The sequence below is a fragment of the uncultured Faecalibacterium sp. genome, assembly GCF_900066275.1.
GTDB classification, from domain to species: domain Bacteria; phylum Bacillota; class Clostridia; order Oscillospirales; family Ruminococcaceae; genus Faecalibacterium; species Faecalibacterium taiwanense.
Genome location: NZ_FMFG01000001.1, coordinates 1 through 23,068, shown reverse-complemented (window position 1 = coordinate 23,068; position 23,068 = coordinate 1). Strand labels below are relative to the sequence as shown.

At 57.1% G+C, this 23,068-nt stretch carries 21 protein-coding genes; 5 read left to right on the top strand and 16 right to left on the bottom strand.

Features of this window, described 5'->3' with window-relative positions:
- Nucleotides 1-3 precede the first annotated feature (3 nt).
- A complete protein-coding gene (locus tag QZL71_RS00115) occupies nt 4-1,896 on the top strand; it encodes a heavy metal translocating P-type ATPase (RefSeq protein ID WP_294647247.1) in 1,893 nt (630 codons plus the stop codon).
- Between the two features lie 41 nt (nt 1,897-1,937).
- Here QZL71_RS00115 and QZL71_RS00110 read toward each other — a convergent pair whose 3' ends face one another.
- The 13 genes from QZL71_RS00110 to QZL71_RS00040 all read right to left on the bottom strand — a co-directional run bounded on the left by QZL71_RS00110 (nt 1,938) and on the right by QZL71_RS00040 (nt 15,028).
- Nucleotides 1,938-2,816, bottom strand: a complete 879-nt coding sequence (locus tag QZL71_RS00110; RefSeq protein WP_294647245.1) for a beta-1,6-N-acetylglucosaminyltransferase — start codon at nt 2,814-2,816, stop codon at nt 1,938-1,940.
- A gap of 166 nt (nt 2,817-2,982) precedes the next feature.
- The gene (locus tag QZL71_RS00105; RefSeq protein WP_294647243.1) at nt 2,983-4,143 is read right to left on the bottom strand and encodes an iron-containing alcohol dehydrogenase; all 1,161 of its coding nucleotides are present in this window, start codon (nt 4,141-4,143) and stop codon (nt 2,983-2,985) included.
- Between the two features lie 15 nt (nt 4,144-4,158).
- Entirely contained in the window at nt 4,159-5,388 is a 1,230-nt protein-coding gene (locus QZL71_RS00100; protein WP_005939599.1) for an FAD-dependent oxidoreductase, read from the bottom strand.
- 61 nt (nt 5,389-5,449) lie between these two features.
- Nucleotides 5,450-6,370 (bottom strand): phosphate propanoyltransferase, encoded by a 921-nt coding sequence (gene pduL / locus QZL71_RS13260; RefSeq protein WP_363912572.1) that lies wholly within the window; start codon nt 6,368-6,370, stop codon nt 5,450-5,452.
- Nucleotides 6,371-6,409: 39 nt separating this feature from the next.
- On the bottom strand, nt 6,410-7,000 hold the full coding sequence (locus QZL71_RS13255) for a BMC domain-containing protein (RefSeq protein ID WP_005939592.1): 591 nt from the start codon (nt 6,998-7,000) through the stop codon (nt 6,410-6,412).
- A gap of 62 nt (nt 7,001-7,062) precedes the next feature.
- Nucleotides 7,063-8,508, bottom strand: a complete 1,446-nt coding sequence (locus tag QZL71_RS00075) for an aldehyde dehydrogenase family protein (RefSeq protein ID WP_120080460.1) — start codon at nt 8,506-8,508, stop codon at nt 7,063-7,065.
- A 55-nt stretch (nt 8,509-8,563) separates the two neighbouring features.
- Complete coding sequence (locus QZL71_RS00070; RefSeq protein ID WP_097781115.1) at nt 8,564-9,508, bottom strand: class II aldolase/adducin family protein; 945 nt, start codon at nt 9,506-9,508, stop codon at nt 8,564-8,566.
- Between the two features lie 18 nt (nt 9,509-9,526).
- A complete protein-coding gene (locus tag QZL71_RS00065) occupies nt 9,527-10,351 on the bottom strand; it encodes a 3-keto-5-aminohexanoate cleavage protein (protein WP_097774529.1) in 825 nt (274 codons plus the stop codon).
- Nucleotides 10,352-10,485: 134 nt separating this feature from the next.
- Nucleotides 10,486-11,205 carry a FadR/GntR family transcriptional regulator gene (locus tag QZL71_RS00060; protein ID WP_294647241.1) on the bottom strand — a complete coding sequence of 240 codons (720 nt, stop codon included), beginning with the start codon at nt 11,203-11,205 and terminating at the stop codon, nt 10,486-10,488.
- A 135-nt stretch (nt 11,206-11,340) separates the two neighbouring features.
- On the bottom strand, nt 11,341-12,618 hold the full coding sequence (locus QZL71_RS00055; protein WP_120080466.1) for a TRAP transporter large permease: 1,278 nt from the start codon (nt 12,616-12,618) through the stop codon (nt 11,341-11,343).
- Nucleotides 12,615-13,109: a TRAP transporter small permease gene (locus QZL71_RS00050; protein ID WP_120080468.1), complete on the bottom strand. Its 495-nt coding sequence runs from the start codon at nt 13,107-13,109 to the stop codon at nt 12,615-12,617. Before QZL71_RS00050 ends, QZL71_RS00055 begins: the two co-directional genes overlap by 4 nt.
- A gap of 108 nt (nt 13,110-13,217) precedes the next feature.
- The gene (locus QZL71_RS00045; RefSeq protein WP_097774525.1) at nt 13,218-14,291 is read right to left on the bottom strand and encodes a TRAP transporter substrate-binding protein; all 1,074 of its coding nucleotides are present in this window, start codon (nt 14,289-14,291) and stop codon (nt 13,218-13,220) included.
- A gap of 65 nt (nt 14,292-14,356) precedes the next feature.
- A complete protein-coding gene (locus tag QZL71_RS00040; RefSeq protein WP_097774524.1) occupies nt 14,357-15,028 on the bottom strand; it encodes an aspartate/glutamate racemase family protein in 672 nt (223 codons plus the stop codon).
- A gap of 303 nt (nt 15,029-15,331) precedes the next feature.
- Between QZL71_RS00040 and QZL71_RS00035 the strand changes: the two genes are divergently transcribed.
- Nucleotides 15,332-15,652 carry a hypothetical protein gene (locus tag QZL71_RS00035; RefSeq protein ID WP_294647239.1) on the top strand — a complete coding sequence of 107 codons (321 nt, stop codon included), beginning with the start codon at nt 15,332-15,334 and terminating at the stop codon, nt 15,650-15,652.
- A 542-nt stretch (nt 15,653-16,194) separates the two neighbouring features.
- Here QZL71_RS00035 and QZL71_RS00030 read toward each other — a convergent pair.
- Both QZL71_RS00030 and QZL71_RS00025 read right to left on the bottom strand, forming a co-directional pair.
- Nucleotides 16,195-17,622 (bottom strand): four-carbon acid sugar kinase family protein, encoded by a 1,428-nt coding sequence (locus QZL71_RS00030; RefSeq protein ID WP_363912569.1) that lies wholly within the window; start codon nt 17,620-17,622, stop codon nt 16,195-16,197.
- Between the two features lie 14 nt (nt 17,623-17,636).
- Entirely contained in the window at nt 17,637-17,990 is a 354-nt protein-coding gene (locus tag QZL71_RS00025) for a cupin domain-containing protein (protein WP_097774654.1), read from the bottom strand.
- Nucleotides 17,991-18,457: 467 nt separating this feature from the next.
- Between QZL71_RS00025 and QZL71_RS00020 the strand changes: the two genes are divergently transcribed.
- The 3 genes from QZL71_RS00020 to QZL71_RS00010 all read left to right on the top strand — a co-directional run bounded on the left by QZL71_RS00020 (nt 18,458) and on the right by QZL71_RS00010 (nt 21,247).
- Nucleotides 18,458-19,903: a deoxyguanosinetriphosphate triphosphohydrolase gene (locus QZL71_RS00020; protein ID WP_294647237.1), complete on the top strand. Its 1,446-nt coding sequence runs from the start codon at nt 18,458-18,460 to the stop codon at nt 19,901-19,903.
- A gap of 244 nt (nt 19,904-20,147) precedes the next feature.
- On the top strand, nt 20,148-20,816 hold the full coding sequence (locus QZL71_RS00015; protein ID WP_294647364.1) for an alpha/beta hydrolase: 669 nt from the start codon (nt 20,148-20,150) through the stop codon (nt 20,814-20,816).
- Complete coding sequence (locus QZL71_RS00010) at nt 20,813-21,247, top strand: YaiI/YqxD family protein (RefSeq protein ID WP_294647234.1); 435 nt, start codon at nt 20,813-20,815, stop codon at nt 21,245-21,247. The genes QZL71_RS00015 and QZL71_RS00010 overlap by 4 nt, the downstream gene beginning before the upstream one ends.
- A gap of 92 nt (nt 21,248-21,339) precedes the next feature.
- Here QZL71_RS00010 and QZL71_RS00005 read toward each other — a convergent pair whose 3' ends face one another.
- A complete protein-coding gene (locus tag QZL71_RS00005; RefSeq protein WP_097774519.1) occupies nt 21,340-22,683 on the bottom strand; it encodes an MATE family efflux transporter in 1,344 nt (447 codons plus the stop codon).
- Nucleotides 22,684-23,068 lie beyond the last annotated feature (385 nt).

Here is a 23,068-nt window from a genome sequence, read left to right as displayed (position 1 = left end):
TGTATGAACAAAAAGCAGAAAAAGAACCTGCAGCGCATCATCATTGCGCTGATTTTGGTGCTCATCCTCAAGCTTTTGCCCCAGTTCCCCACGCCGGTGGAGCTGGTACTATACTGCATCCCGTATCTGGTGGTCGGCTGGGACGTGCTGCGCAAGGCACTGCTTGGCATCAAGAACCGTCAGCCCTTTGACGAGTGCTTCCTGATGGCCGTTGCCACTGTGGGTGCATTTGCACTGGGCGACTACGTGGAGGGCTGTGCCGTTATCATCTTCTACCAGATCGGCGAGCTGTTCCAGAGCGTGGCTGTGGGCAAAAGCCGGCAGAGCATTTCCAGCTTAATGGACATCCGCCCGGACTACGCCAACATTGAGGGCGAGGACGGCAGGCTGGAGCAGGTGGACCCGGACGATGTGGAGATCGGCACCGTGATCGTGGTCCAGCCCGGTGAGCGCGTGCCCATCGACGGCGTGATCGTGGAGGGCGCTTCTGCCCTGAACACCGCCGCCCTGACCGGCGAGAGCCTGCCCCGCGATGTGCAGACCGGCGATGAGGTCATCAGCGGCTGCGTGAACATGACCGGCCTGCTGAAGGTAAAGACCACCAAGGAATTCGGCGAATCCACCGTTTCCAAAATTCTCGATCTGGTGGAAAATTCCAGCATGAAGAAGGCCCGCGCCGAGAACTTCATCACCCGTTTTGCCCGCGTGTACACCCCCGCCGTGTGCTATGGCGCATTGGCTCTGGCCTTTATCCCGCCCATCGTGCTGCTGCTCATGGGCCAGCCCGCCCGCTTTGGTGACTGGGTCTACCGTGCCCTGACCTTCCTTGTTATCAGCTGCCCCTGCGCACTGGTCATCAGCATTCCCCTGAGCTTCTTCGGCGGCATCGGCGGTGCATCTGCCTGCGGCATTCTGGTCAAGGGTTCCACCTATCTGGAAGAGCTGGCCCGCACCGGCATCGTTGTGTTCGACAAGACCGGCACCCTGACCCAGGGCACCTTTAAAGTGACCGGCATCCACCCCGCAGAGGGCATCAGCGAGGAGCAGCTGGTGGAAGCTGCCGCGCTGGCCGAGAGCTGGTCCAAGCACCCCATCTCCCTCAGCATCAAGGCCGCTTACGGCAGGGAGATCGATCCGAACCGTGTCACCGATGTGCAGGAGCTTGGCGGCCACGGCGTGACCGCCAAGGTGGACGGCAGGACCGTTGCTGCCGGCAACGCCCGCCTGATGGAAAAGCTGGGCCTGAAGGCTCCCGCCGTCAGCGAGACCGGCACCATCGTGCATGTGGCCATCGAGGGCATGTACGCCGGTTATCTGCTGATCGCCGATGTGGTAAAGCCCCACAGCTCACAGGCCATCCGGGGCCTGAAGGATGCCGGTGTGCGCAAGACCGTGATGCTGACCGGCGATGCCGAGCCGGTTGCAAAGGCCGTTTCCGCAGAGCTTGGGCTGGATGAATACCATGCGGGCCTGCTGCCGGGCGACAAGGTAGACCAGATCGAAACGCTGCTCGCCGCAAAGCGGCCCAAAGAGAACCTTGCCTTTGTGGGCGACGGCATCAACGATGCCCCGGTGCTGTCCCGTGCCGATGTGGGCATTGCAATGGGCGCTCTTGGCTCTGACGCTGCCATTGAGGCCGCTGACGTGGTGCTGATGGACGACGACCCCGCCAAGATCGCACTGGCCATGCGCATTGCCCGCCGCACGTTACGCATCGTGTACCAGAACATCGTGTTTGCACTGGCCATCAAGTTTGCCTGCCTTGTGCTGGGCGCGATCGGCATGGCCAGCATGTGGACCGCCATCTTTGCCGATGTGGGCGTGATGGTGCTGGCTGTGCTCAACGCCACCCGTGCCCTGTACACTAAGGATCTGGCGAAAAAGAATGAACAGTAAAAAACAGTGCCGGACAGCCTGAAAACTGTCCGGCACTGTTTTTATATATGAGGTGCATACAGGCGTTCTATTTCATACACAAGCTCCGGTTCTTTTTCGATATCAAATTTTCTGGCAAACATGCAGGGCGATGCTTTCAGCTGTTCCAGATCAGCGTATTTCCAGACCCACGGATTGCCTCTGTCCCAATCGATGGCACGGGCACTGGTATCACCCGGCCCCTGATAGATCTTATCCTGATACGGCGACTGCGCGATCAGTGTCTGCACAAAGAACTCGTCCGAGCAAAAGGTCTTGTCCAGCACCTGCAGGACCCACTCTTCTTTTGTCAACAGATACCGTGCAAAGCCATCAGTGCAGCTGAACCAGTTGCTGCCCTTTGTGAAGTGAACGTCCTGATTGCGCTTTATTTTCAGCAGCTTCTGGCCCGACAGCAGGATTCCATTGATCACGCCGAGCACCGGATGGCGGCGCAGATCGATATTCTGGAAAAAGTGCCGGTAATAAACGCGCTCATCGTTGAATGGGCTGAACGGGTGCGGGTCGAAATGGACAAATTCCACGTCCGGGTTTGCCTCAAAAAATGCACGGATATCTTCTTGTGTTTGAATGGGCAGATCCACACCGGAGATCAGGTGGTAATGCTGATACGGGCCATGGGCCACTGCTGTTTTCAATAGCACAAGCTCCGCTTTTACCTGACTGACACCGCCCCACACAACACTGTACCGTTTTGCGTGAAACACTTTCGCATATTTCATGCGGCACTCCACCGTTTCCGGCTGGTAGTCCGTATTTTTGCTGTCCATGTGGATGAATATATCATTCCACGGTACATCCAGCATCCGCAACAGGGTCAGAAGCATCTCATCACATTTATGTGCTTCTATCAGGTACGCCTGTTTTTCTCTTGTTTCCATCGCTTTCTCCTCTTACTTCTGCGCCGCATTTTTATTTTATTATAACAGAACCCTCTTTAAAAACAATCCCATCACCCCTTTTACAGCACAAAGCCGCTGCTTTCCCTTGCAGAGGGAGAGCGGCGGCTTTGTTTGGGTATGGAGAAAATGGAGGAGGTCTCAAAGTTTATCCGCGGAAAGCAGCGGTATATACCGCCACCACCTCGTCGCGGGTGGGGGTGATCTGGTTGGTGGACATGCAGGTGTCGTGCAGGGCAAGTTCTGCCAGCGCGGCAAAATCTGCAGGGTCCACCTTGTTCAGCTGCGCAAGATTGGCGGGGATGCCCACGCCTGCACTGAGCTGACGGACAAACTGGATCACTGCCGGTGCGGCAGTGTCCGGGGTAAAAGTGCCCTGCAGGCCCATGGCAGCGGCAATGGTCATGAACCGCTCCCGGCACACCGGGCTGCGGCTGTTGAAGGCCAGCACGTAGGGCAGCAGCACCGCATTGCACACACCGTGGGGCAGGTTGTAGTGTCCGCCCAGCGCGTGTGCCATCGCATGCACCATGCCAAGGCCCGCGTTGGAGAAAGCCATGCCTGCCACATTTTCGGCGTAGGCCATCATGGTGCGGGCGGCTTCATCCTGACCGTTGGCAACGGCCCGGGGCAGGTTCTGCACGATCGCCTGTATGGCCCAGTAGGCATCCTTGTCCGTGAGCGGGTTGGCGTTTTTGGAAAGCGCCGCCTCGATGGCGTGGGTCAGCGCGTCCATGCCGGTGGCTGCGGTGAGCTTGGGCGGCATGGAGGACATGAAGTCGGTGTCGTTCACCGCAATGCTGACCATGCAGTTGGGGTCCACCATGGCCATTTTGCTGTGGCGGACAGGGTCGGTGACGATGTAGAAGGAGGTGCACTCGCTGCCGGTACCGGCGGTGGTGTTCACCGCCACGATGGGCAGGCCGGGCTTGGAGGACTTGTTCTCGCCCTCGTACTGCTCCACGGTACCGCCGCAGGCCACCACGATGCTGGTTGCCTTAGCGGTATCGATGGCGCTGCCGCCGCCCAGAGCCACCAGCAGCTGCACCTGCAGGGTACGGGCTGCGGCAATGCAGTCGTTCACCACCTGTACGGTGGGGTTGGGCTGCACATTGTAGTACACGGCGTACTCCACACCGGCATCGGACAGTACCTGACCGACCCGGGCAGCGGCACCGGAATCATAGAGAAAGCGGTCCGTCACCAGCAAAGCACGGCGGATGCCCATCTTCTGAAGCTCCGGTCCCAGAAGACGGATGGCACCCTTGCCAAAAAAGCTGGTCTTGACGGCGTTGATGCGTTCTGCCATGTGTTCACCCTCCGCTTACTGTGCCTGACCGCAGACGATCTGCACCGGGTCCCAAATGGAACAGGACGAGGAGGAATAGACGAAATCCACCTGACCCAGTGCTTCCACGGTCATGCCAGCGCGGATGGCAACGGCAATGGCGTTGATGCGGGCCGAAACATTCTTTTCTCCCCATGCCTGCGCACCCAGCACCTGACGGGTATTGGCCTCATACACCAGCTTGATGGTGATGCGGTGGGGGTTCGGGCAGATGCCCGGACGGTCGGTGCCGGTGGCCATTGCACTCTTGACCCGCAGACCGGCCTTGCGGGCCTCGGTCTCGGTCAGGCCGGTGCGGGCGATCTCCAGATCCGCCACCTTCAGGCTGCTGGTGCGCAGAGAGCCGTCGCGGCAGGCTGCGCAGTCGCCCACGGCATAGATATTGGGCACACTGGTGGCAAGGTCGGCACCAATGAGCACAGCGCCATTGGGTGCCAGCTGCGCCCCGGTACCGGCCAGCAGGCCGGTGTTGGGGGTAACGCCGATGGCTACCACGCAAAGGTCACAGGGGTAGGTGCCGCGGTTGGTCTGCACCTGCTCCACGAAGGTACGGCCCGGGAAGGAACGCACCTGCTCGCCCAGATTGAACTGCACGCCCTGCGCTTCCAGCTCCTTCTGGATCAGCTTGCTCACCTCAGGGTCAAACTGGGGCAAAAGCTGCTGCTCTTTTTCAATGATACGCACATTGCGGCCCAGCTTGAGGAAGGACTTTGCGATCTCCAAACCGGCCCAGCTGCCGCCCAGGATCACGATGTCCCGCACATAGGGGGTGCGGACGAACTCCTTGAGGAAGATCAGATCTTCCACGGTCTTGAGGGTCTGCACGCCCACGCGGTCACTGCCGGGCACCTGCGGCACACGGTTGGAAGAACCGGTGGCCAGCACCAGCTTGTCGTAGTGGTCTTCAAACACGCGTCCGGTGGCAAGATCACATACCGTCACCTTGCGGGCGGCTGCGTCGATGCCGCGCACCTCATGGCGCAGATGTGCGGTGATGCCCTGCGCGTTCAGCTCAGTCTCCTTGGCCTGAATGGCCTTGTTCAGGCTGTCCAGATCCTCGCACAGATAATGGGGCAGGCCGCCGGTGCCGCAGGAGTAGAAGCCGCCTTTTTCGTAGACGGTGATCTGCGCTCCGCGCTGGGCGGCGGCAAGTCTGGCGGCGGCCGAAACCCCGGCGGCAATGCTGCCGATGATAATAATTTTCATTGTTTAAGCCTCACGATCCCGCCGGGAGGAAGCCCCTCTCTGCGGCAAAACTTGCAGGGTGTTACTTACTCAGGGTGGGAGGATTGTCCACGATGCCCACGATGAAAGCATCAATGGGCGACGGATGGTCCAGACCATGCTGGGTGGTCTCGTCGGTGGTGACCAGAACCATCTCGCCTACACCCGCGCCGATGTTGTCGCCCGCCACGATGGTATCCTTTTTGGAGCCGAACACCGGCTCCACCAGCAGGAACTTATAGCCTACAAGCTCCGGCATTTTGCGGGTGGCGACAACGGTCCCCTTGACGATCCCTAAAATCATAGCTTGCTCCTCTTTGCCCAGCACGGTGACCAGCTGCCCCTGCTTGAGCAGGAAGGCATTGCCATCGTCCGTGTCGATGTGAAAATCCAGTGCACATTTGTCGTTTGCGCGGATCAGCACCCCGCCCATCACGCCCGGCTTGGGGCCGTCGATCTTTACCTGCACGCGGTCGCCGTCGGCAAGGCCGAAGGCCGCTGCCTGTGCGGGAGTCATGTGGATGTGGCGGTCAGCGATCATCACGCCCTCCGGCACGGTCAGGGTGCCATTGGGGCCGCGCAGGGTCACGCCCGGCGTGCCCTTTGTATCCCCGCTGGAACGCACCGGCGCTTTGATGCCGATGTTGCGGCAGTCGGTCTGCGCCAGCTCGATCTGAGTGGCACTGCGCTCCGGGCCAAGGATGCGGACATGCTTCAGTTCGCCCTTTGGGCCGATGATGTCCAGACATTCCTCGCAGGCAAACTGGCCGGGCTGGCTCAGCGCCTTTTTGGGGGTGAGCTGGTAGCCATAGCCGAACAGCTTGTCCACATCATCGCGGGTAAGGTGGATGTGCCGCACCGAGATGCCTACCGGCACCTGACGGCTGCGCTTTTGCAGCTCTGCCTGCACGGCCTGCGTGATCAGGAGCAGCAGCTGTTCCTGACTGATGTCATGGTAAACCAAGGCACAGCGCTCCTTTCTTATGCAGCGTCAGCGCAGGGCTCAGCGCAGCTCAGGCATGCACTCGGACACGCTTGCGTGCGGGCGGGGAATGACCAGTGCGCTGACCACTTCGCCAATGCGGGAAGCAGCGGTCTGGCCTGCCTCAACAGCAGCCTTCACAGCGCCAACGTCGCCCTGCACGAACACGGTAACAAGGCCTGCGCCGATCTTCTCCTGACCCACCAGAGAGACATCTGCGCTCTTCAGCATGGCATCGGCTGCCTCGATGGAAGCGGTCAGGCCGTTGGTCTCGATCATGCCCAGAGCGGCATCCAGCGGCACCTGCTCGCCTGCGGGCAGGCCGGACTTGCCGGTCGCGGGACCCTTGGCAGGCATGATGCGGGCCAGATCTGCGTGAGGACGTGCAATGACGTTGACGCAGAACAGCTCACCCACGCGGGAAGCAGCCTCTTCGCCAGCCTCGGTAGCAGCCTTGACAGCGCCCACCTCGCCGGTAACGATCACGGTGGTCAGACCGGCACCGATGGTGTCGGAACCAATGAACTCAACGTCAGCAGCCTTCAGCATTGCATCGGTAGCGTCGATGTTGCCAACCAGACCCTTCGTCTCGATAAAACCCAGAGCTTTCATAAGTTGTTCCTCCTGTCAGAACACTGAAAAAATTGTATGTGATGGTTTCGTCCTTCAAAAACTCAGATGATGCGCAGCCCGCCCTCGGCCAGCATGCAGCGGCGGCGGCGGCAGAAGCTCTTTGCGCAGGTGATGCCCTCGCCGGTGGGGCCGGCAATGGTCATGGTGCAGTGGCCCTCGCCGCCAATGCCAACACCGGCCTTGGTGGCGCTGTTCTTTACGTAGATGGTGGTCTCAATGACCCGGGCAAAGCGGGTCATGTGGTCCACATCCTTGGAGAAGATGGAAGCGGTGTGGCGGTTGCCGTGCTCGGCCACCACGGCATCTTCCACCGCCTGTTCAAAGCTCTGGCAGCGCACGATGGGCAGCACCGGCATCATCTGCTCCACCAGAACGAACGGATGGTCGGCAGGCACCTCGCAGATGGCAAGGCGGCAAGTATCCGGCACATGCACGCCGATGGTCTCCAGAATGCGGGCGGCATCCTTGCCCACCCACTTTTTGTTCACCTCGTGGCCGCCGCCCTTCTTGGGCTGCAGCACGATGTTCACCAGCTGTTCGGTCTGGGCCTTGTTCAGCAGGTAGGCACCCTGCTTCTGCAGCTCGTGCAGCAGGCCGTCGTAGGCGGTGTTCACGGCGAACACTTCCTTCTCTGCAAAGCAGAGGATGTTGTTATCGAACGAAGCGCCTTCGTAGATCTTGCGGCCTGCCAGCTCGATGTCTGCGGTCTCGTCCACGATGACGGGCGGGTTGCCCGCACCGGCACCGATGCACTTTTTGCCGCTGCGCAGCAGGGCGTTCACCATGCCCATGCCGCCGGTGCCTGCCATCAGGCGGATCTTGGGGTTTGCGGCCATCTTGTCCACATTCTCCATGGTCGGCTCACGGGTCATGGTAATGAGGTTTGCAGGGCCGCCCGCCTCGATGATGGCGGTATTCAGCGCCTGCAGGCAGTCGGCAGACACCCGCTTTGCGCGGGGGTGCACGTTGAACACCACGGTGTTGCCGCCTGCGATCATGCTGATGGTGTTGTTGATGATGGTCTCGGTAGGGTTGGTGGTGGGGGTGATGGAGCAGATCACACCAAAGGGTGCGTACTCTTCCAGCATCAGGCCCGCGTCACCGCTCTTGGCTTCGGTGGTCAGGCATTCGGGGCCGGGGGTCTTGTTGATGACGGCCAGATGTTTTTCCACCTTGTCCTCATAGCGGCCCATGCCGGTCTCTTCCACGATCTTGTGGCACCACTCCTCCACATGTGCCCGGGCACAGCGGCGGATGGCTTCAATGATGCGCTGGCGATCCTCGATCTTGTAGTTGGCCACCCAGTCGCGCTGGGCTTTCCATGCAGCCTCCACTGCGTCGTCTACGTTCTCGAACACGCCGCGGTCGCCTGCTGCACCGCCGGGTGCAGCGGTATAGGCTGCAGGGGCGGCGCTTGTCTGTGCACCGCCCATACCGGCAAGCACCTGCTTGACGATCGCTTCAATTTCCTGTGAACTGATATCCATGGTTTTCGTTCCTTTCCGTAAAGGTCATATCCGTTGGATCAAACGAAACTTTTTGTTATTGAAAGCTCTTCAGCGTCCGGCGGATGACCTCGGCCATTGCGGCATCGCGGGCATTTGCGGACTTCGGTGCGGCCGGGGCCGCTTCCATTGCAGGGACTGCCGCAGGCTGTGCGGCGGGCACCGGGGCAGGGGCAGGAGCCGCCTGCTGTTTGGGCAGGGTGGGCAGCGCCATGCCCGGCTGGATCAGCCCGGTAACGCCCGGCAGGCTCACCGGCTGGGCAGGCTGTGCGGCGGGCACTGCCATTGCCACAGGCTGTGCAGCGGGCTGAGCCATGGGCTGCACGGCAGGTGCGCCGCACTTGCTGCAGCCGGTGCAGTGACCGCCGCAGCTGCCGCATTTGGAGCAGCCTGCGCAGCCCAGCTTTGCGGTGACGGCTGCGTAGTAATCCAGTGCTTCCACCAGATGGGCCGCATCTGCCGGGGTCTTGCCCCAGGTCAGGCAGCCGTCATTTTCCAGCAGGACAGCCTTATCGGTGCGGCACAACAGGCTGACAGCCTGTGCCTGTGCGTCCACGTTCTGGGCGGGCAGCAGCTGCACCCGTCCCAGCGCCCGCACTGCGGGGCTGAATGCTGCAGGCTGCACGGTCTGGCCCTGCATCCCCATCACAGCCGCGCAGGCCGGATAGGTGTGCATCACGCACTGGGCGTTCTCGTTTTCCTGATAGATTTTCAGATGGATGGGTAGGTCTTCGGGCAGGGGCTTGGGCTTTGCGCTGAGCATCGCCTTGCCATTCATATCCACGCGCACCAGCATATCCTGCGTAAGCGCGGCCTTGTCGGCACCGGCAACGGTCACCCACACGGCCTGCGGGCCGACGCGGACGCTCATGCTGCCGTCACCGGCCACCAGCCAGCCCTTGGCCTCCAGCCGACGGGCCATTTCCATGATGGCTTTTTTTGCCTCAAAGTCTGAGAGGTAAGTAACGCCTTGAATCACCATACGTTTCTTTCCTCCTTTTTAACGGCGCAGCGGCGGGATCTTGAGCATGGCGCGCACCTCGTCGGGAGTCATGGGCATCATGCCCTTGGACTTTACGATGTCCGACACCTTTGCGATCAGCGCTGCGTTGTTGTCCACATGGACACCCGGCGCGATCATGTCCGAATCCTCAAAGCCGATGCGCACGGTGGAAGCGCCCATATCCAGCGCAGTCTTGACCATTTCCCAGTCCTCGCGGTGGGCCTGCGTGTAGCCCCACAGGTAGTCGCCGTTGGGAAAGTTCTCTTCCAGCGCCTGAATCATGTGGCGCAGGGCCGGCACCGTGGCAGGCATCTCGCCGCCATGGCCGAACACCAGTGCAAACAGGATGGGTTTTACAAAGTGGAACTTGTCGTTCAGTTCCCGCACGGTGTTGATCATGCCCAGCTCAAAGACCTCGGTCTCCGGGATCTTCTTGTTGTCCATGATGGTCTTGACGCAGTACTCCACATCCTTGATGGGGTTCTGGTACACCGAGGTACCCAGATTCACCGAGCCGACATTCAGGCTGTTGGCTTCCACCCAGGAGGGGTAGCAGGGCTGCACACGTTCCTCAATGGTCAGGTTGGACACGCCGCCGGTGGAGATCTCCACCACGATGTCGCACATCTCGCGGATGTAGGCCACCGTTTCTTCCAGCAGGCTCAGATCCGGGGTGAGGTTGCCGTTCAGGTCGCGGCAGTGCAGATGCACCATGGACGCGCCGTTTTTGTAGCACTCATACACATCCCGGGCAATGGCCCGCGGATTGATGAGAATGTCTGTGGCCGCAACGGGGGCCACGGAGATCATGATTTTTTTCATTGGATGAACACTCCTTGCATGTCGCATTGGAGAAGCTTAACAAAGGATGCTAACGTCATTTTAGCACAAACATCCCATCTTATAAACTCACAGTCCCCTGCCCGCCTTTTACGGCAGGCAGGAGGCCTGTATGCTTACTTCTTCCAGAAGATGTAGTGATCCTGCACTGTAGCGGCGATCTCGTCCACCTGCCTGCGCTCGATCACGCTGAGCAGCTGGCGGTGCAGCTCTACGAACCGCTCGATCTCCTCTTCGCCCTTGGCCAGCACCTTGCGGGTGGTCTCCAGACGGCTGGGCAGCGTCAGCCGGGTGATATACTCGGTGATGGTGGCCAGCATGGGGTTCTGGGCCGCATTGGCGATCTGGGTGTGGAACCGGCTGTCCAGCTCCAGCACCTTGTCCACCGAAGGCTCCGGCGAGTGTATTTCGGCAGAAAGCTCGCCGAAGGTGCGGTACAGGTCCGGCAGAAAGGATGTGATATCATTGCGCTGAATGATAATATTCAGCGTACCGATATCGATGACGGAGCGCAGTTCCACAAATTCCTGCCAGCTGTTCTTCTGCAGGATGATGCTGTACAGCATCGGGTCCAGCATTTTCTGGTTGTAGTTTTCGCTCACAAAGGTGCCGTCGGCACGCTTGATGTACAGGATGCCGTAGGCCTGCAGCTTTTTCACAGCTTCCCGCACCGAGTTGCGGCCCGCGCCGAACTGCTTGCACAGTTCCATTTCGGTAGGCAGCTTGTCGCCCGGATGCAGGGTGCCGTCGATGATCTGGGAGATGATCCCATCCATGACCTGATCGACTACAGACTTTACCGCATTCTTCTGTTTTTCCGGATGTTCCATTGACATAGTTCCGCCTCCAAATCCGGTTTGGTGGATATTCGGGGTCGTTCAACGTGGAACGTTCTGGGGCAAAAAGCCTCCAAACATCACACGTTGAACTTCCACCACTATTTTACCATATCTGAAAAGCGGACGCAACGGTTACGCCATCAAATAGGTGGGCAGCAGGATCAGCTGAGGGAAGGCGACCATCAGGGCAATGCAGACGAAGGTGGCCGCAATAAACGGCACCAATGTGGGGAACACTTCACCAACAGTCGTATCCATCAGGTCGCAGGCAACGTAGATACACATGCCCACCGGGGGAGTGACCAGACCAATGCCGATGACCACGGTGATCAGAACGCTGAGCACGATGGGGTTGATGCCCACGCCCAGAGCAATGGGATACAGGATGGGCATGAACAGGGTCAGCGTTGCAATGGACTCCATGAACATGGTGACGATGAAGAAGATCAGCAGGATCATGATGAGGATGACGGTGGGGTTGGTGGAGAAGCCCAGCATGGTCTTGGCCACCCACTTGTCAAAGCCTGCGGTGGTCAGCATGACGGTGTACAGCTTTGCAGCGCCGATAACGATGAAGATACGGCCGCTGGTGCGGACGGTCTCTGCAAAGGCAAACTTGATGTCCTCCCACTTGAGTTCGCGGTAGATGATGCCGCCGGCAAACAGACCGTAAACAACAGCGATCACGCCTGCCTCGGTGGGGCTGACGATACCCATGGTAATGGTGCCCACGATGATGATAGGCATGAGCAGGGCGGGCCAGCTCTCCCACAGGCCGTGCAGCACAGGGCCGATGGTGAAGTGACCGGGCTCCTTGGGCACGCCTTCTTTCTTAGCGAGGAAGTAGCTGACGATCATCTGTGCCAGACCGCACAGGATGCCGGGGATGATGCCGCCGAGGAACAGCTTACCGGTGGAGATGCCGCAGATACCGGCAATGACCACCATGGGGATGGACGGAGGAATGATGATGCCGATGGTGGAGGAAATGGCGGTAACGGCAACGGTAAAGTTCTTGGAGTAGCCCTTGCGGATCATTTCCGGCATGAACATGCCGGAAACACCAGCGGTATCGGCAACAGCAGAACCGGAGATGCCCGCAAAGATCATGCTGGAAAGCACGTTCACGTGAGCCAGACCGCCGTAGATGTGGCCGACGATGGAGTAGCAGAAGTCCATCAGGCGCTTGGAAATACCGCCCTTGGACATGGTGAAGCCGGCAAAGGTATACAGAGGGATGGCCAGCAGTGCAAAGCTGTTCATGCCCTCAAACATGCGCTGGGCAATGGTGACGGTGCTGCCGCCGCCCAGGAACAGGATGCCGCCCATGGCGGACAGGCCCAGACTCATGGCGATGGGCACACCCAGGAACAGCAGAACGAAGAATGAGATCAGCAGCCATGCGATCATTTGGATTCGCCTCCTTCAGGTTTCGTGGTAAGCTCAACCACCAGATTGAGAACGGCGGACAGGATGCACAGCACACCGGCAATGGGGAAGATGGTGTACACCTGACCCATGGTGAACTGCGGCATGGTGGAAACGGCCTGCTTTGCGCGGGTGCACAGCTGGTAGCCGCCGTAGGTGACCATGACGTAGAACAGGATGATGAACACATCACGGATGATGACAACGATCTTTTTGCCCAGCGGAGTCTTACCGAGGATGGAATCCACCACCTCCACGCGGAGGTTGGTGCCCATGGCGTTGATGCCAATGCAGGCAATGAGCATGGACCAGACGTTCAGATACTGGCTGCTCTCCATGTACCACTTGAAGCCGCCGATGCCGGGGATCAGGCGCAGCACAACGTTTGCGAACAGAATTACCATCATAGCCGCGCACAGAATGGCGGAAATGAGGGTGGTGATCTTGTCCAGAGTGGTTTGCAGTTTTTTCACAGTACAAACTCCTTTCCAAGTGCGATTCAGATAAAATGCAAAGGGACGAAGGGCACGCCCCTCGTCCCTTTGCTTCGGTTTTATTTCAAGGTTTTCTGGTCAGTGATCTCAGCGGGCTTCTTTCCATGCCTTCAGCTGATCCAGCAGGTCGCCGTAGGTATCAGCGTTGTCGGTCAGGACCTTTTCGGTCGCAGCTGCAAACGGAGCCAGTTCCGGGCTGTTGATCTTCATGCCCTTCTCTTCCAGAGCGGAGACCAAATCGTTGGTCTGCTGCTCGTTCAGCTCACGGTCGTAATCGGCAGATGCCTTTGCAGCGTCGGAAACGATCTGCTGCTGGTCAGCGCTCAGCTTGTTCCAGCTGCTCTCGGCAATGGTAAAGCACATGCCGGAGTAGATGTGGTTGGTGATGCTCAGGTACTCCTGAACCTCGAACAGGTTGTTGTTGTAGATAACGGGGATGGGGTTCTCCTGTGCATCGTAGGTCTTCTGCTGCAGAGCCTGATACAGCTCAGAGAAGCTCAGCGGCTGGGGGTTGGCACCCAGAGCGGTCATGGTAGCCATGATGACGGGGTTCTCGGGGGTGCGGATCAGCAGACCGTTCATGTCGGCAGGGCTGTTGATGGGGCCCTTGGAGTTGGTCACGCAGCGGAAGCCGTTGCAGTAGTGGGCCAGCACACGCATATTCTGGCTCAGCAGGCCTTCCTCAGCGGCAGCCTCGATGTCGCTGTCCATGAATGCCCATGCATCGTCGAAGGTCTCGAACTGGAACGGCAGTGCGGAAATGCCCATCTTTGCATCGTAGGTGGCAAAGTTGGAAGCGTCGGTGATGATGATATCCACCGTGCCGGAATCCAGAGCGATAGAGTTGATCAGGTCAGCATCGCCGCCCAGCTGGCCGGAGGGGTACAGCTGAACTTCCACAGCGCCGCCGGTCTTTTCGGCAACTTCTTCTGCAAACTGCTTTGCGCCCTTTGCACGGGGGTCTTCTTCGTTGGTGGAGAAGCCCAGCTTCAGGGTGACAGCCGAGCCGGAAGCGGCAGCGGAAGAACCGGTGGAAGCTGCAGTAGAGGCAGTGGAAGCAGCAGTGCTGGTGCCGGAGCCGCCGCAGGCAGCCAGACCCAGAGCAGCAGCGGAAATGCCAGCCACCTTCAGGAAGTCACGACGGGAAATCATCTTTTTCATAAGAATTCTCCTTCAAAAAATATCTTCTCCTGAGCCGGTCTCGTGCTCCGGCTCTTGTTCCTTTTTTAAATGGTGCCTTTCTTTTCCAGCGCCTTTTTCAGCTCGGCTGCACCAAAGCGGGGGCTGCTGAGAACCACCTTGCCAAACTTATCGGCGATATACTGTTCGCAGTAGGCCATGCTGCCCTGTGCAAACACGATCACGTCCACCTTGTCGGCAATGGTACCGGCCATCTCGGTCATGCGGGCCTTGAACTGGTCCTGATCCAGACCGAATGCACCGTCCACCAGACAGTCCACCAGTTCCACGTGTCTGTTGCACTCGCGGGCCATGCGCAGGATGGTGCCCTTGGTGGGTTCCAGCGTGGTGGGCAGGGTAGCCATCACGCCGATGCGCTGGCCCTTGCGGACAGCCTCGCGGCACATCTCCTCGTCCACGCGGACGATAGGCACACCAATGTACTTTGCCACGTCCTGTGCGCTGTCGGCAACTTCGCCCACGCTGCTGCACAGGTTCAGCATGGCATCCACGCCTTCCTCAGCGGCTTTCATGTACATGCCGATCAGGCGTGCTGCCGGTGCAGTGGTCACATAGCCTGCCGCGCGGACATCTGCCAGAATGCTGGGGTCCTGCAGGCTGTACAGCTCCACATCATCGCCCAGCTGCTTTTTGACCTCCTGCTCCACCAGTTCGATCAGTTCCGGGGTGGTGCTGGTATAGATCAGACCTACCTTCATAACGGAAAAGCCTCCTTTTGTTTTTCGTGTTCTCGTGCCGGACAAGCCCGCAGCAAAGGCTCTTTGCTACATCCTATCTTCAGTTCAATCTCAACAGTTTGTCCGTCTTTACATCCTACCATTAGATTACTCTTCGGTCCGCAAAAAGTAAATTGGCGAATAGCCGATATTTCGGGCCGGTTTTGGTCGTTCTGCACAAATGTGGGATGCAAGTGGTGAAAAATCCACTTCTTTCTGGACATCATCCCATCTTGCGGCGTATAATACCCTTAAAGAAAAAGACAGGGAAGGAGCCACCGGAACATGAATCCGTTTCAAAGTGATAACATCTGGAAAAAGAAGGCCCGGCAGGGCAAGGCGCAGCAGCATCCGCTCACGCCGCGGCAGGAGTGGCAAAAGCAGGTGAACAGCAGCAGCCTGTGGCTGGGCGGCGGCGTGGTGCTGCTGGCACTGTATCTGGCCGCTGTCCGCGCCGGCACCGTGGCGCTGGACGCAAGCGCCGTCGTGCTGATCGTGGTGGTGGGCTGCTTCTGCGTATACACTGCCGCATCCCTCGGCAGGCTGATGAAGAACAAGCCGGAGGAAAAGGCAGCAAAGAAGAAAAAGAAAGCAAAAAAAGATTGATAACGCGTACAGAAAGCCAGAAAATCTGCGGATTTTCCGGCTTTTGTTTTTCGGCTTCCCGCGCAGAGCGCAATCGTGTAGGGCAGGTTTTATGGCTTTTATAAAATTCTTCTCCGCCGGATACGTTCTCTTTTGCGTGCCAAAAGAGAACCAGAAAAGCACCCGCTACTTTCGAGGCGCGGGAGGCACGAACTAGGGGCTGCTCGCCCCTAGTAACCCCAAAGCAGTTGGGCTCCATACAAAAAATCCAAGTCGCTGCGCTAAAGGATTTTTTGTGTTGCGCCGATTTCAAGGCCCCTCAGCCGCTACGGCGGCAGCTCCCCGCAGGGGAGCGGGGCCTGAACATAACGTTTGCGTTATCTGCCGCGCGAATGCTCCCGCAGGGAGCCAGCGCAGGCAATACGCCGTTAACCGCCACGACTCCTTCCCGTGAAAAAGCAAACAAGCCAGCCCCGCAGGGCTGGCTTGTTTGCAATATTTAAAATAATTTTTCCTCTGATATTGTCAGAGCAGAGCGGAGACAATTCTAAATCGTCAGGCTGTCAGCCCAGCAAAATTTCCACCGCTTCCCGCAGGGTGGACACTTCGCCCACATTGCCCGGGAAGATGATGTACGGCGTGCCGGGGAACAGGCTTTCGGCACCGGTCTGCCATACCGGGATGCCCGGCCGGATCTGGCCCAGCACCTTGGCGCATTTCACGCGCAGGGCCTTCACGCCCACGTCGCTGCTGGTGATGCCGCCCTTTGCCACCACAAAAGCCGGGGAAGCGGTCAGCCTGCCCACGCAGCTTTGCAGTGCATCGCTGATGGCAACGCTGCGCACGAGGGCTGCTTCCGGGGTGTCGTCCGGCAGGGTGAGCACCACGCGCTTTGTGGACACGCAGCAGGTGATGCCCTTTGCGATCTGCTGTGAGCAGTGAGCCACGATGGCGGCTGCTTCCTTTTCCAGCTCGCCCGGCACCAGCACCTTGTCGCTGTCCATCTCAATAAACTCGATGCCCTGTACTTTTTTCAGTTCTTCCAGCTGGGCAGTGGTCTTTTTGGTGTGGCTGCCCACCACGATGATGCCGCCTGCTTTGCTTTCCTGCGTGACCATCTTTTCCCGGGTGAGCAGCGGCTGGTCGGAAATATTGCCGATGGCCTTGACCAGTGCGGCCGCACTGCGGATGGTGAAGTGACGGCCCTTTGCCATGGCGCGGTACAGTGCCACTGCAAACACCTTCACATCGCAGTCCGCCACTGCGTTCACGATCACATAGCCGTAATCGTGCACCGCCAGCAGCTGGGCCTCGATGCCGTCAAAGTCCATGGCGCGCAGGCTTTCCAGCGAGATGCAGGTCACGTCTCCTGCACGGACTTTGCCGCCGGTTTTTTCCTCAATGTATTCGCACAGGTTGCTGGCGTGGTAGCCAAAGGTCTCGTCCTTGGCAAATTCGGTCTGGCCGCAGGGCACAAGCTCTGCGCCGTAGCGCACATAATGCACGTTGTCCAGTGTAAAGCGTCCGCCCTCGCGGAAGTAGGGGCACAGGATGTCGCCATCCATTTTGTAACCGTTCTCAGCCTCCGTCACCTCGCGCAGCAGGTCGGTCTCCAGCGGGTAGTGGCCGCGCAGGGTGGAGTCGCCGCGGCTGATGATAAGGTAATCCATGCCGAACTCGCGGGCCACCTTGGCGGTGTTCTCCGCGATCTCGCGGTGGGCCTTGGTGGTCTCGGCCACGGTAAAGCCACGGCTGTTGGTCAGAATAAAGAAGAGCTTTTCCGGCGCAGCAAAGCCCTTGCGCAGGCTTTCTACCGTCCAATCTGTATAAACATAAATATCATGTACCGTCTGTACGCCGGTAGGGTCGTCGTCCAGCACAATGATCTTGCGGTTGCTGGCGGCAGCTTCGGCGGCAAGGGCGGCGTTCAGTTTTTCCTCATCCACCTGCGGAAAATTGGCCAGAACATCGGCACTGCGGATCTGTTCCATCTGAAGCTCCTCCTTTATTCGTACAGCACCTGTGCGATCAGCACCAGCGGCTCGTCGCCCAGGCAGGCGATCTGGTGGGTGTCGCCGGGCATGGCGGCAATGATGTCGCCCTTCTCCAAGATCTGCTCCTCGCCGTTGATGATGTGGACCGCGCGGCCGGAGACGATGACCATGCTTTCCATCTCGTGCTCATGCGTGTGCCTGCCAATGGTCACGCCCGGTGCCAGCGTGTGGCGCACGTAGGCGCGGCCCTTGCCCAGCATTTCGGCAGGCGCATCCAGCAGGCGTTCCATCATCACGGTGCCCTCGCCGCCCATGCAATGGGGGATCGGAGTGGGTTTCATCTCAGAAGCTTTCTTATACAACATCCCATGTTCCACCTTTCAAGTCATCTGCAGCAGCATACGGCAGAGTGTTTTTAAACATCCTACCTTTCAAGTCAAGTCCATTATACATGAGCGCAAGCGGAATAGCAAGATTTTTTCCTGAAAAGCTGTTCAATTTTGTGCAATGCGTTTTGTGCAATCTGGCTGATATCCCGCCGTTCCTGCTCCGCAGGCACGCAGCCCACGGAAAGGGAAGCTTTTGTCTGATTCAATTTCGGGTGCATCTGACGGAAGTAGTACACCGCAGCATAACACTCCGCTTTCCTTTTTTCGGATCCCGAAATAAATTGGAACTCTGCACATGTTCAAGCTGCAGTTTTTGTGTTTTTTTCAGAGAATCCGTTTTTTGTTGCCGGAGCAGCGTTTCTTTTGTATAATGGCAGTGATGGAAGGCCGATGCCTTTTGCAGATTTTTAATCACGACGTTTCAAAAGCGAGGTGTACTGATTATGGAATGGGCAAAATTGCTGTCAACTGAAAAGCTTTCTTCTGAACCTCCTGAGCCCGATTCGTTCAAGGAGTATCCCATCAATGCATTTGAAAAGGACTACAGCCGGATCGTTTCCAGCGCTGCATTCCGCAGGCTGCAGGATAAAACGCAGGTGTTTCCTCTGGACAAGAGTGATTTCATACGAACCCGCCTGACGCACTCGATCGAAGTCTCCACGATCGCCCGGCAGCTTGGCATCATGATCTCCAAAAACACAACACCGTACAAGCCAACTGATATTGCTGTGCCGGAGGATGCCGAAGCCATCGCATCGGTCCTGCTCTGCGCCGGCCTTTTGCACGACCTCGGCAATCCGCCCTTCGGGCATTTCGGCGAGACCGTGATCGGCGACTGGTTCAAAGAGAACCTTGACCATGTAAAATACAAAGGACAGCCCCTTCGCAGCTGGTTATCCGCGCAGATGATCGCTGATCTGGAAAATTTTGAGGGCAATGCACAGGCGCTGCGGATCCTGCTGAAAGCAAAACACGGTTCCAGCCTCAATCTGTCCAAAGCGATCATCAGCACGCTGGTAAAATACCCCACCGACTCCTGTTCCGTTGATAAAGGCAGTGCGGATATCCGAAAGCACAAACTCGGCTTCTTCGCTGCAGAACAGGAGACTTTTGAGCAGATCTCGGAAGCGGTTGGGACCACCACTCCCGACAAAGGCATCGTGCGCCATCCGCTGACCTACCTGCTGGAAGCAGCTGACGACATTGCATATTCTACTGCCGATCTGGAAGATGCCTTTAAAAAGGGCCTGTTCACCCTTGACCAGTTCATTGAATATTACACAAATTCTTATGACCATTCAAAGATCGTTCCCCACAGAAGCCCTGAGTACTTCTCCGATGAGCGGATCCAAGAACTTTCCGCGCTGCGCGGTGCAGACCACACCCCAGAAAACGACAGCGCTGCATTTAAAAAATGGCTCACCCAAACGCGTCAGTGGCTGATGTATGTAGCCATCTACCGTTTTTCCTGCAAATATAAAGAGATCATGGCCGGAACCTACTGCGGTGATTTGTTTGAAGGAACCAATCACGCCATCACCATTGACATTCTGAAAGGGGCCATGCGGAAATTCGCCTTCGATACGCCCGGCATCCTGAAACTGGAGCTGTCCGGACAGGTCATTCTCGATTTTCTGCTGGATCATTTTGTTCCCGCCGTGCTGTACTATGACTCTGCATACTGCACCGACGGGCAGGCACCTTCCAAGGCCGACAAAAAGCTTCTCGCCATCTTCTCCGGCAATTACAAGCAGGATTACCAAAACGCCCGAACCGGCACGGAACCTTTTGACTTGTACCTCCGGCTGCTGATGGTCACCGACTATATCAGCGGCATGACAGATTCCTATGCCCGCACGCTGTACCGCGAGCTTAGCGGTATTGAATAACGCTGCCCTGTTCAGATCCCACGTGCCCGGTTCGTCTGCCGCTTATGGGCTACGGCATGATCGTTCAAAAACTGCTGATACATCACTCTGGAAGCCTCGCACAACTTCAAATCAGGTGCCAGCTTTTTTTACGAAGACACTGCTTGCGAATGCGAACGCCTTTTGAATTGCAAAATGATTTTTCAGTTGCTATACTGGGCTTATCAAATTTTTTCGGGAGGATGTCGCAGTGACCGCACAGACAATGCAAATCGGGAACAGACCTTGCCGCATTTACGGCGAAGCCCATGCAGAATACCTACTGCTCCAAATGACAGGCGAACATGAGTTGCAGAGCATAGACAACGAAGTGGTTGCTATCGCACAAAGCGGCCAGAACTTTCTGTTTGCGGCCATCCCTGTGGAAAGCTGGAACGATGCACTTTCTCCGTGGGAAGCCCCTGCCGTGTGGGGAAAGCAAGGATTTGGTGGCAAGGCTACGGAAACCCTGTGCTTTCTGACAGAGCAGGTCATTCCCACACTGAAGCAGCAGTATCCTCTCCCGGAAAACGTCAAAATCATTCTGGGCGGCTACTCGCTGGCCGGACTGTTTGCATTGTGGGCATCCACCCAGACTGATCTGTTCTATGGTATCGCCGCCGCATCTCCCTCGGTGTGGTTTCCGGGCTGGATGGAGTTTGAACAGCAGCACCCGATACAGGCACAGCGCGTTTATCTGAGCCTTGGCAACAAGGAAGAGCATACGAAAAACGCTGTCATGGCTGCGGTAGGTGATAACATCCGCACCCTGCACAGCCGGCTTATAGAGCGTGGCGCAGACTGCACCCTTGAGTGGAACAGCGGCGGGCATTTCAAAAACGCTGACCTGCGCACGGCAAAGGCATTTCGGTGGGCGATGGAGGAAAGCCGATGAATATTTTGATTGATGCCGACGGCTGCCCGGTGGTCGATTTGACGTTGCAGATTGCAAAGCGGTTTGGCGTTCCTGTTACCATCCTGTGCGACACCGCCCACCAAATCGAGCGGGAAGGTGCGCAGACATTGGTGTTCGATAAAGGGGCAGACAGCGTAGACTTTGCCCTCGTTAACCGGGTAAAGCCGGGGGATATTGTCGTAACACAGGACTATGGGCTGGCGAGTATGTGCCTTGCCAAGCGCGCACGGGTGCTGAATCAGAACGGTCTGGAATACACCGCCGACAACATGGAAGCTCTCATGCTGCGGCGTTATGAAAACAAAAAGCTCCTCCGTGCCGGAAAGCACCCCAAGGGGAGCCCAAAGCGGACGAAGGAGCAGGATGAAGCATTTGTCGCCACACTGACAGATATTTTAGCGAGCATCTGATTTTCTGAACGGAACACCGGCGAATTTTTTTTCGCGTCACATTCTCTGTAAGTGAAGCCCGTCAGAACAAAGCACCTCTCCACTGCATGAAATCATTGAGATACCGCTGCTTTATCCTCTGGCCACGATCTTCTGAGCGCCGCATAGGAAATAAGGAAGTTTGCAAGCCAACCTGCCGGGACTGCAAGCCAAACAAAAGCAATGCCAAAACGCGGTGCACAAATCAAAGCAACAGACAAGCGGATTGCAAGGTTTACCATATTTGCAATAAGAAACGGCCGCATGATTCCAAGTCCGCGAAGAACGCCATCCGTTGCCATCTTGATGCCCATGAAGATGAAAAAGTAACCAAGCCATCTCATATAATCACCGGACACCTGATAGGCCAACGCGGTTCCGTCTTTTCCCAAGAACAACGAGGAAATCTGTGTGTGCAGTGTTTCAATGACCACGAAAGCAAGAACTGCAAAGCATAGATCCAACACCAGTGCAGCATGATAACCTTTTTTGATACGCTCAATTTTCTTTGCGCCAAAATTCTGGGATACAAACGGCGAAACTGCATTGCCGATGGATACGAAGATCAGCGAAAAAACATTTTCTACCCGCATCGTTGCCGCATACCCGGCAAGTGCCTGTGTGCCGAAGGGATTTACCACTGCCTGCACGATCATCATACCGATAGACACTGTGGACTGCTGCAAAACCGATGGTACCGCAATGCGAAGCATGGAATACAGCTCCTGCCGGTCGAACCTGCTAAAGGAGCTCTTGTATTGCCGCATCCGAGACAGAAAGATCAAAAACGAAAACACGGCAGAAATTCCTTGTGCGATCAAGGTCGCAAGGGCTGCACCAAACACCCCCAGACCAAGACCGGCCACCATCCAGAGATCCATAAAAATATTCAGGATAGATGAGAATATCAGCAGTCCCAACGGAATTTTGGATTCACCGATGGAAGTGAACATGGTGGAAAGAATGTTGTACATGAATAGAAACGGGAAACCCACAAAGTAGACACGCAGATACAATACTGCTTCTTCCAATATATCGGCAGGGGTCTGTAATCCGCTCATCATGAAATGGGAAAAGCAAAAGCCAAAGACACCAAGGACAACGCTTAAGATCAAAAAGCTGATCAGGGACGTTGACACAATGGTTTTCATTTTACCATAATTTTTTGCACCAAAATAGCGGCTTACAAGCACACCTGCGCCCACACCAGCACCAAGCGCCACACAAATAAAAACATTGGTCAGTGCAGCACAAGCACCAACAGCCGCAAGTGCCGAGGAGCCAACAAATTGACCAACTATTATGGAATCGGCCATATTGTATACTTGTTGAAAAAAGCTGCCAAGGATCATCGGCATCGCAAAAACAGTCAGCGCTTTAAGGGGTGGATCTGTGATCAAATATTCATCTTTCGACATGATTATATTCCTTCCAAAAATCGTTTATCGCAAATTTTATCGCAAGTTAAGAAATTCGTGCAACATTCAAACGGCATCTTTGCGATATGCAATTCACCGCTTTTGCATTAAAAAGTTAAATTGCTATAGTATTGGAATCTATCCAATATAAGTATATTCCCCCCTGTCTCAAAATGCAATCTGCGACTTCTGGTGGAGATGGTGGATATTCTCCCGCGGGCTAAGCAACAGCCCGCAGGGCTGATTGCTTGCGGTCTGCGGACCGCCGCCCTGTTCTCATCCGCACCATCTAGCTGCAAAAAAGGCACCAGCCTGAGCTGATGCCTTTTGTTGGCGGAGATGGTGGATATTCTCCCGCGGGCTAAGCAACAGCCCGCAGGGCTGG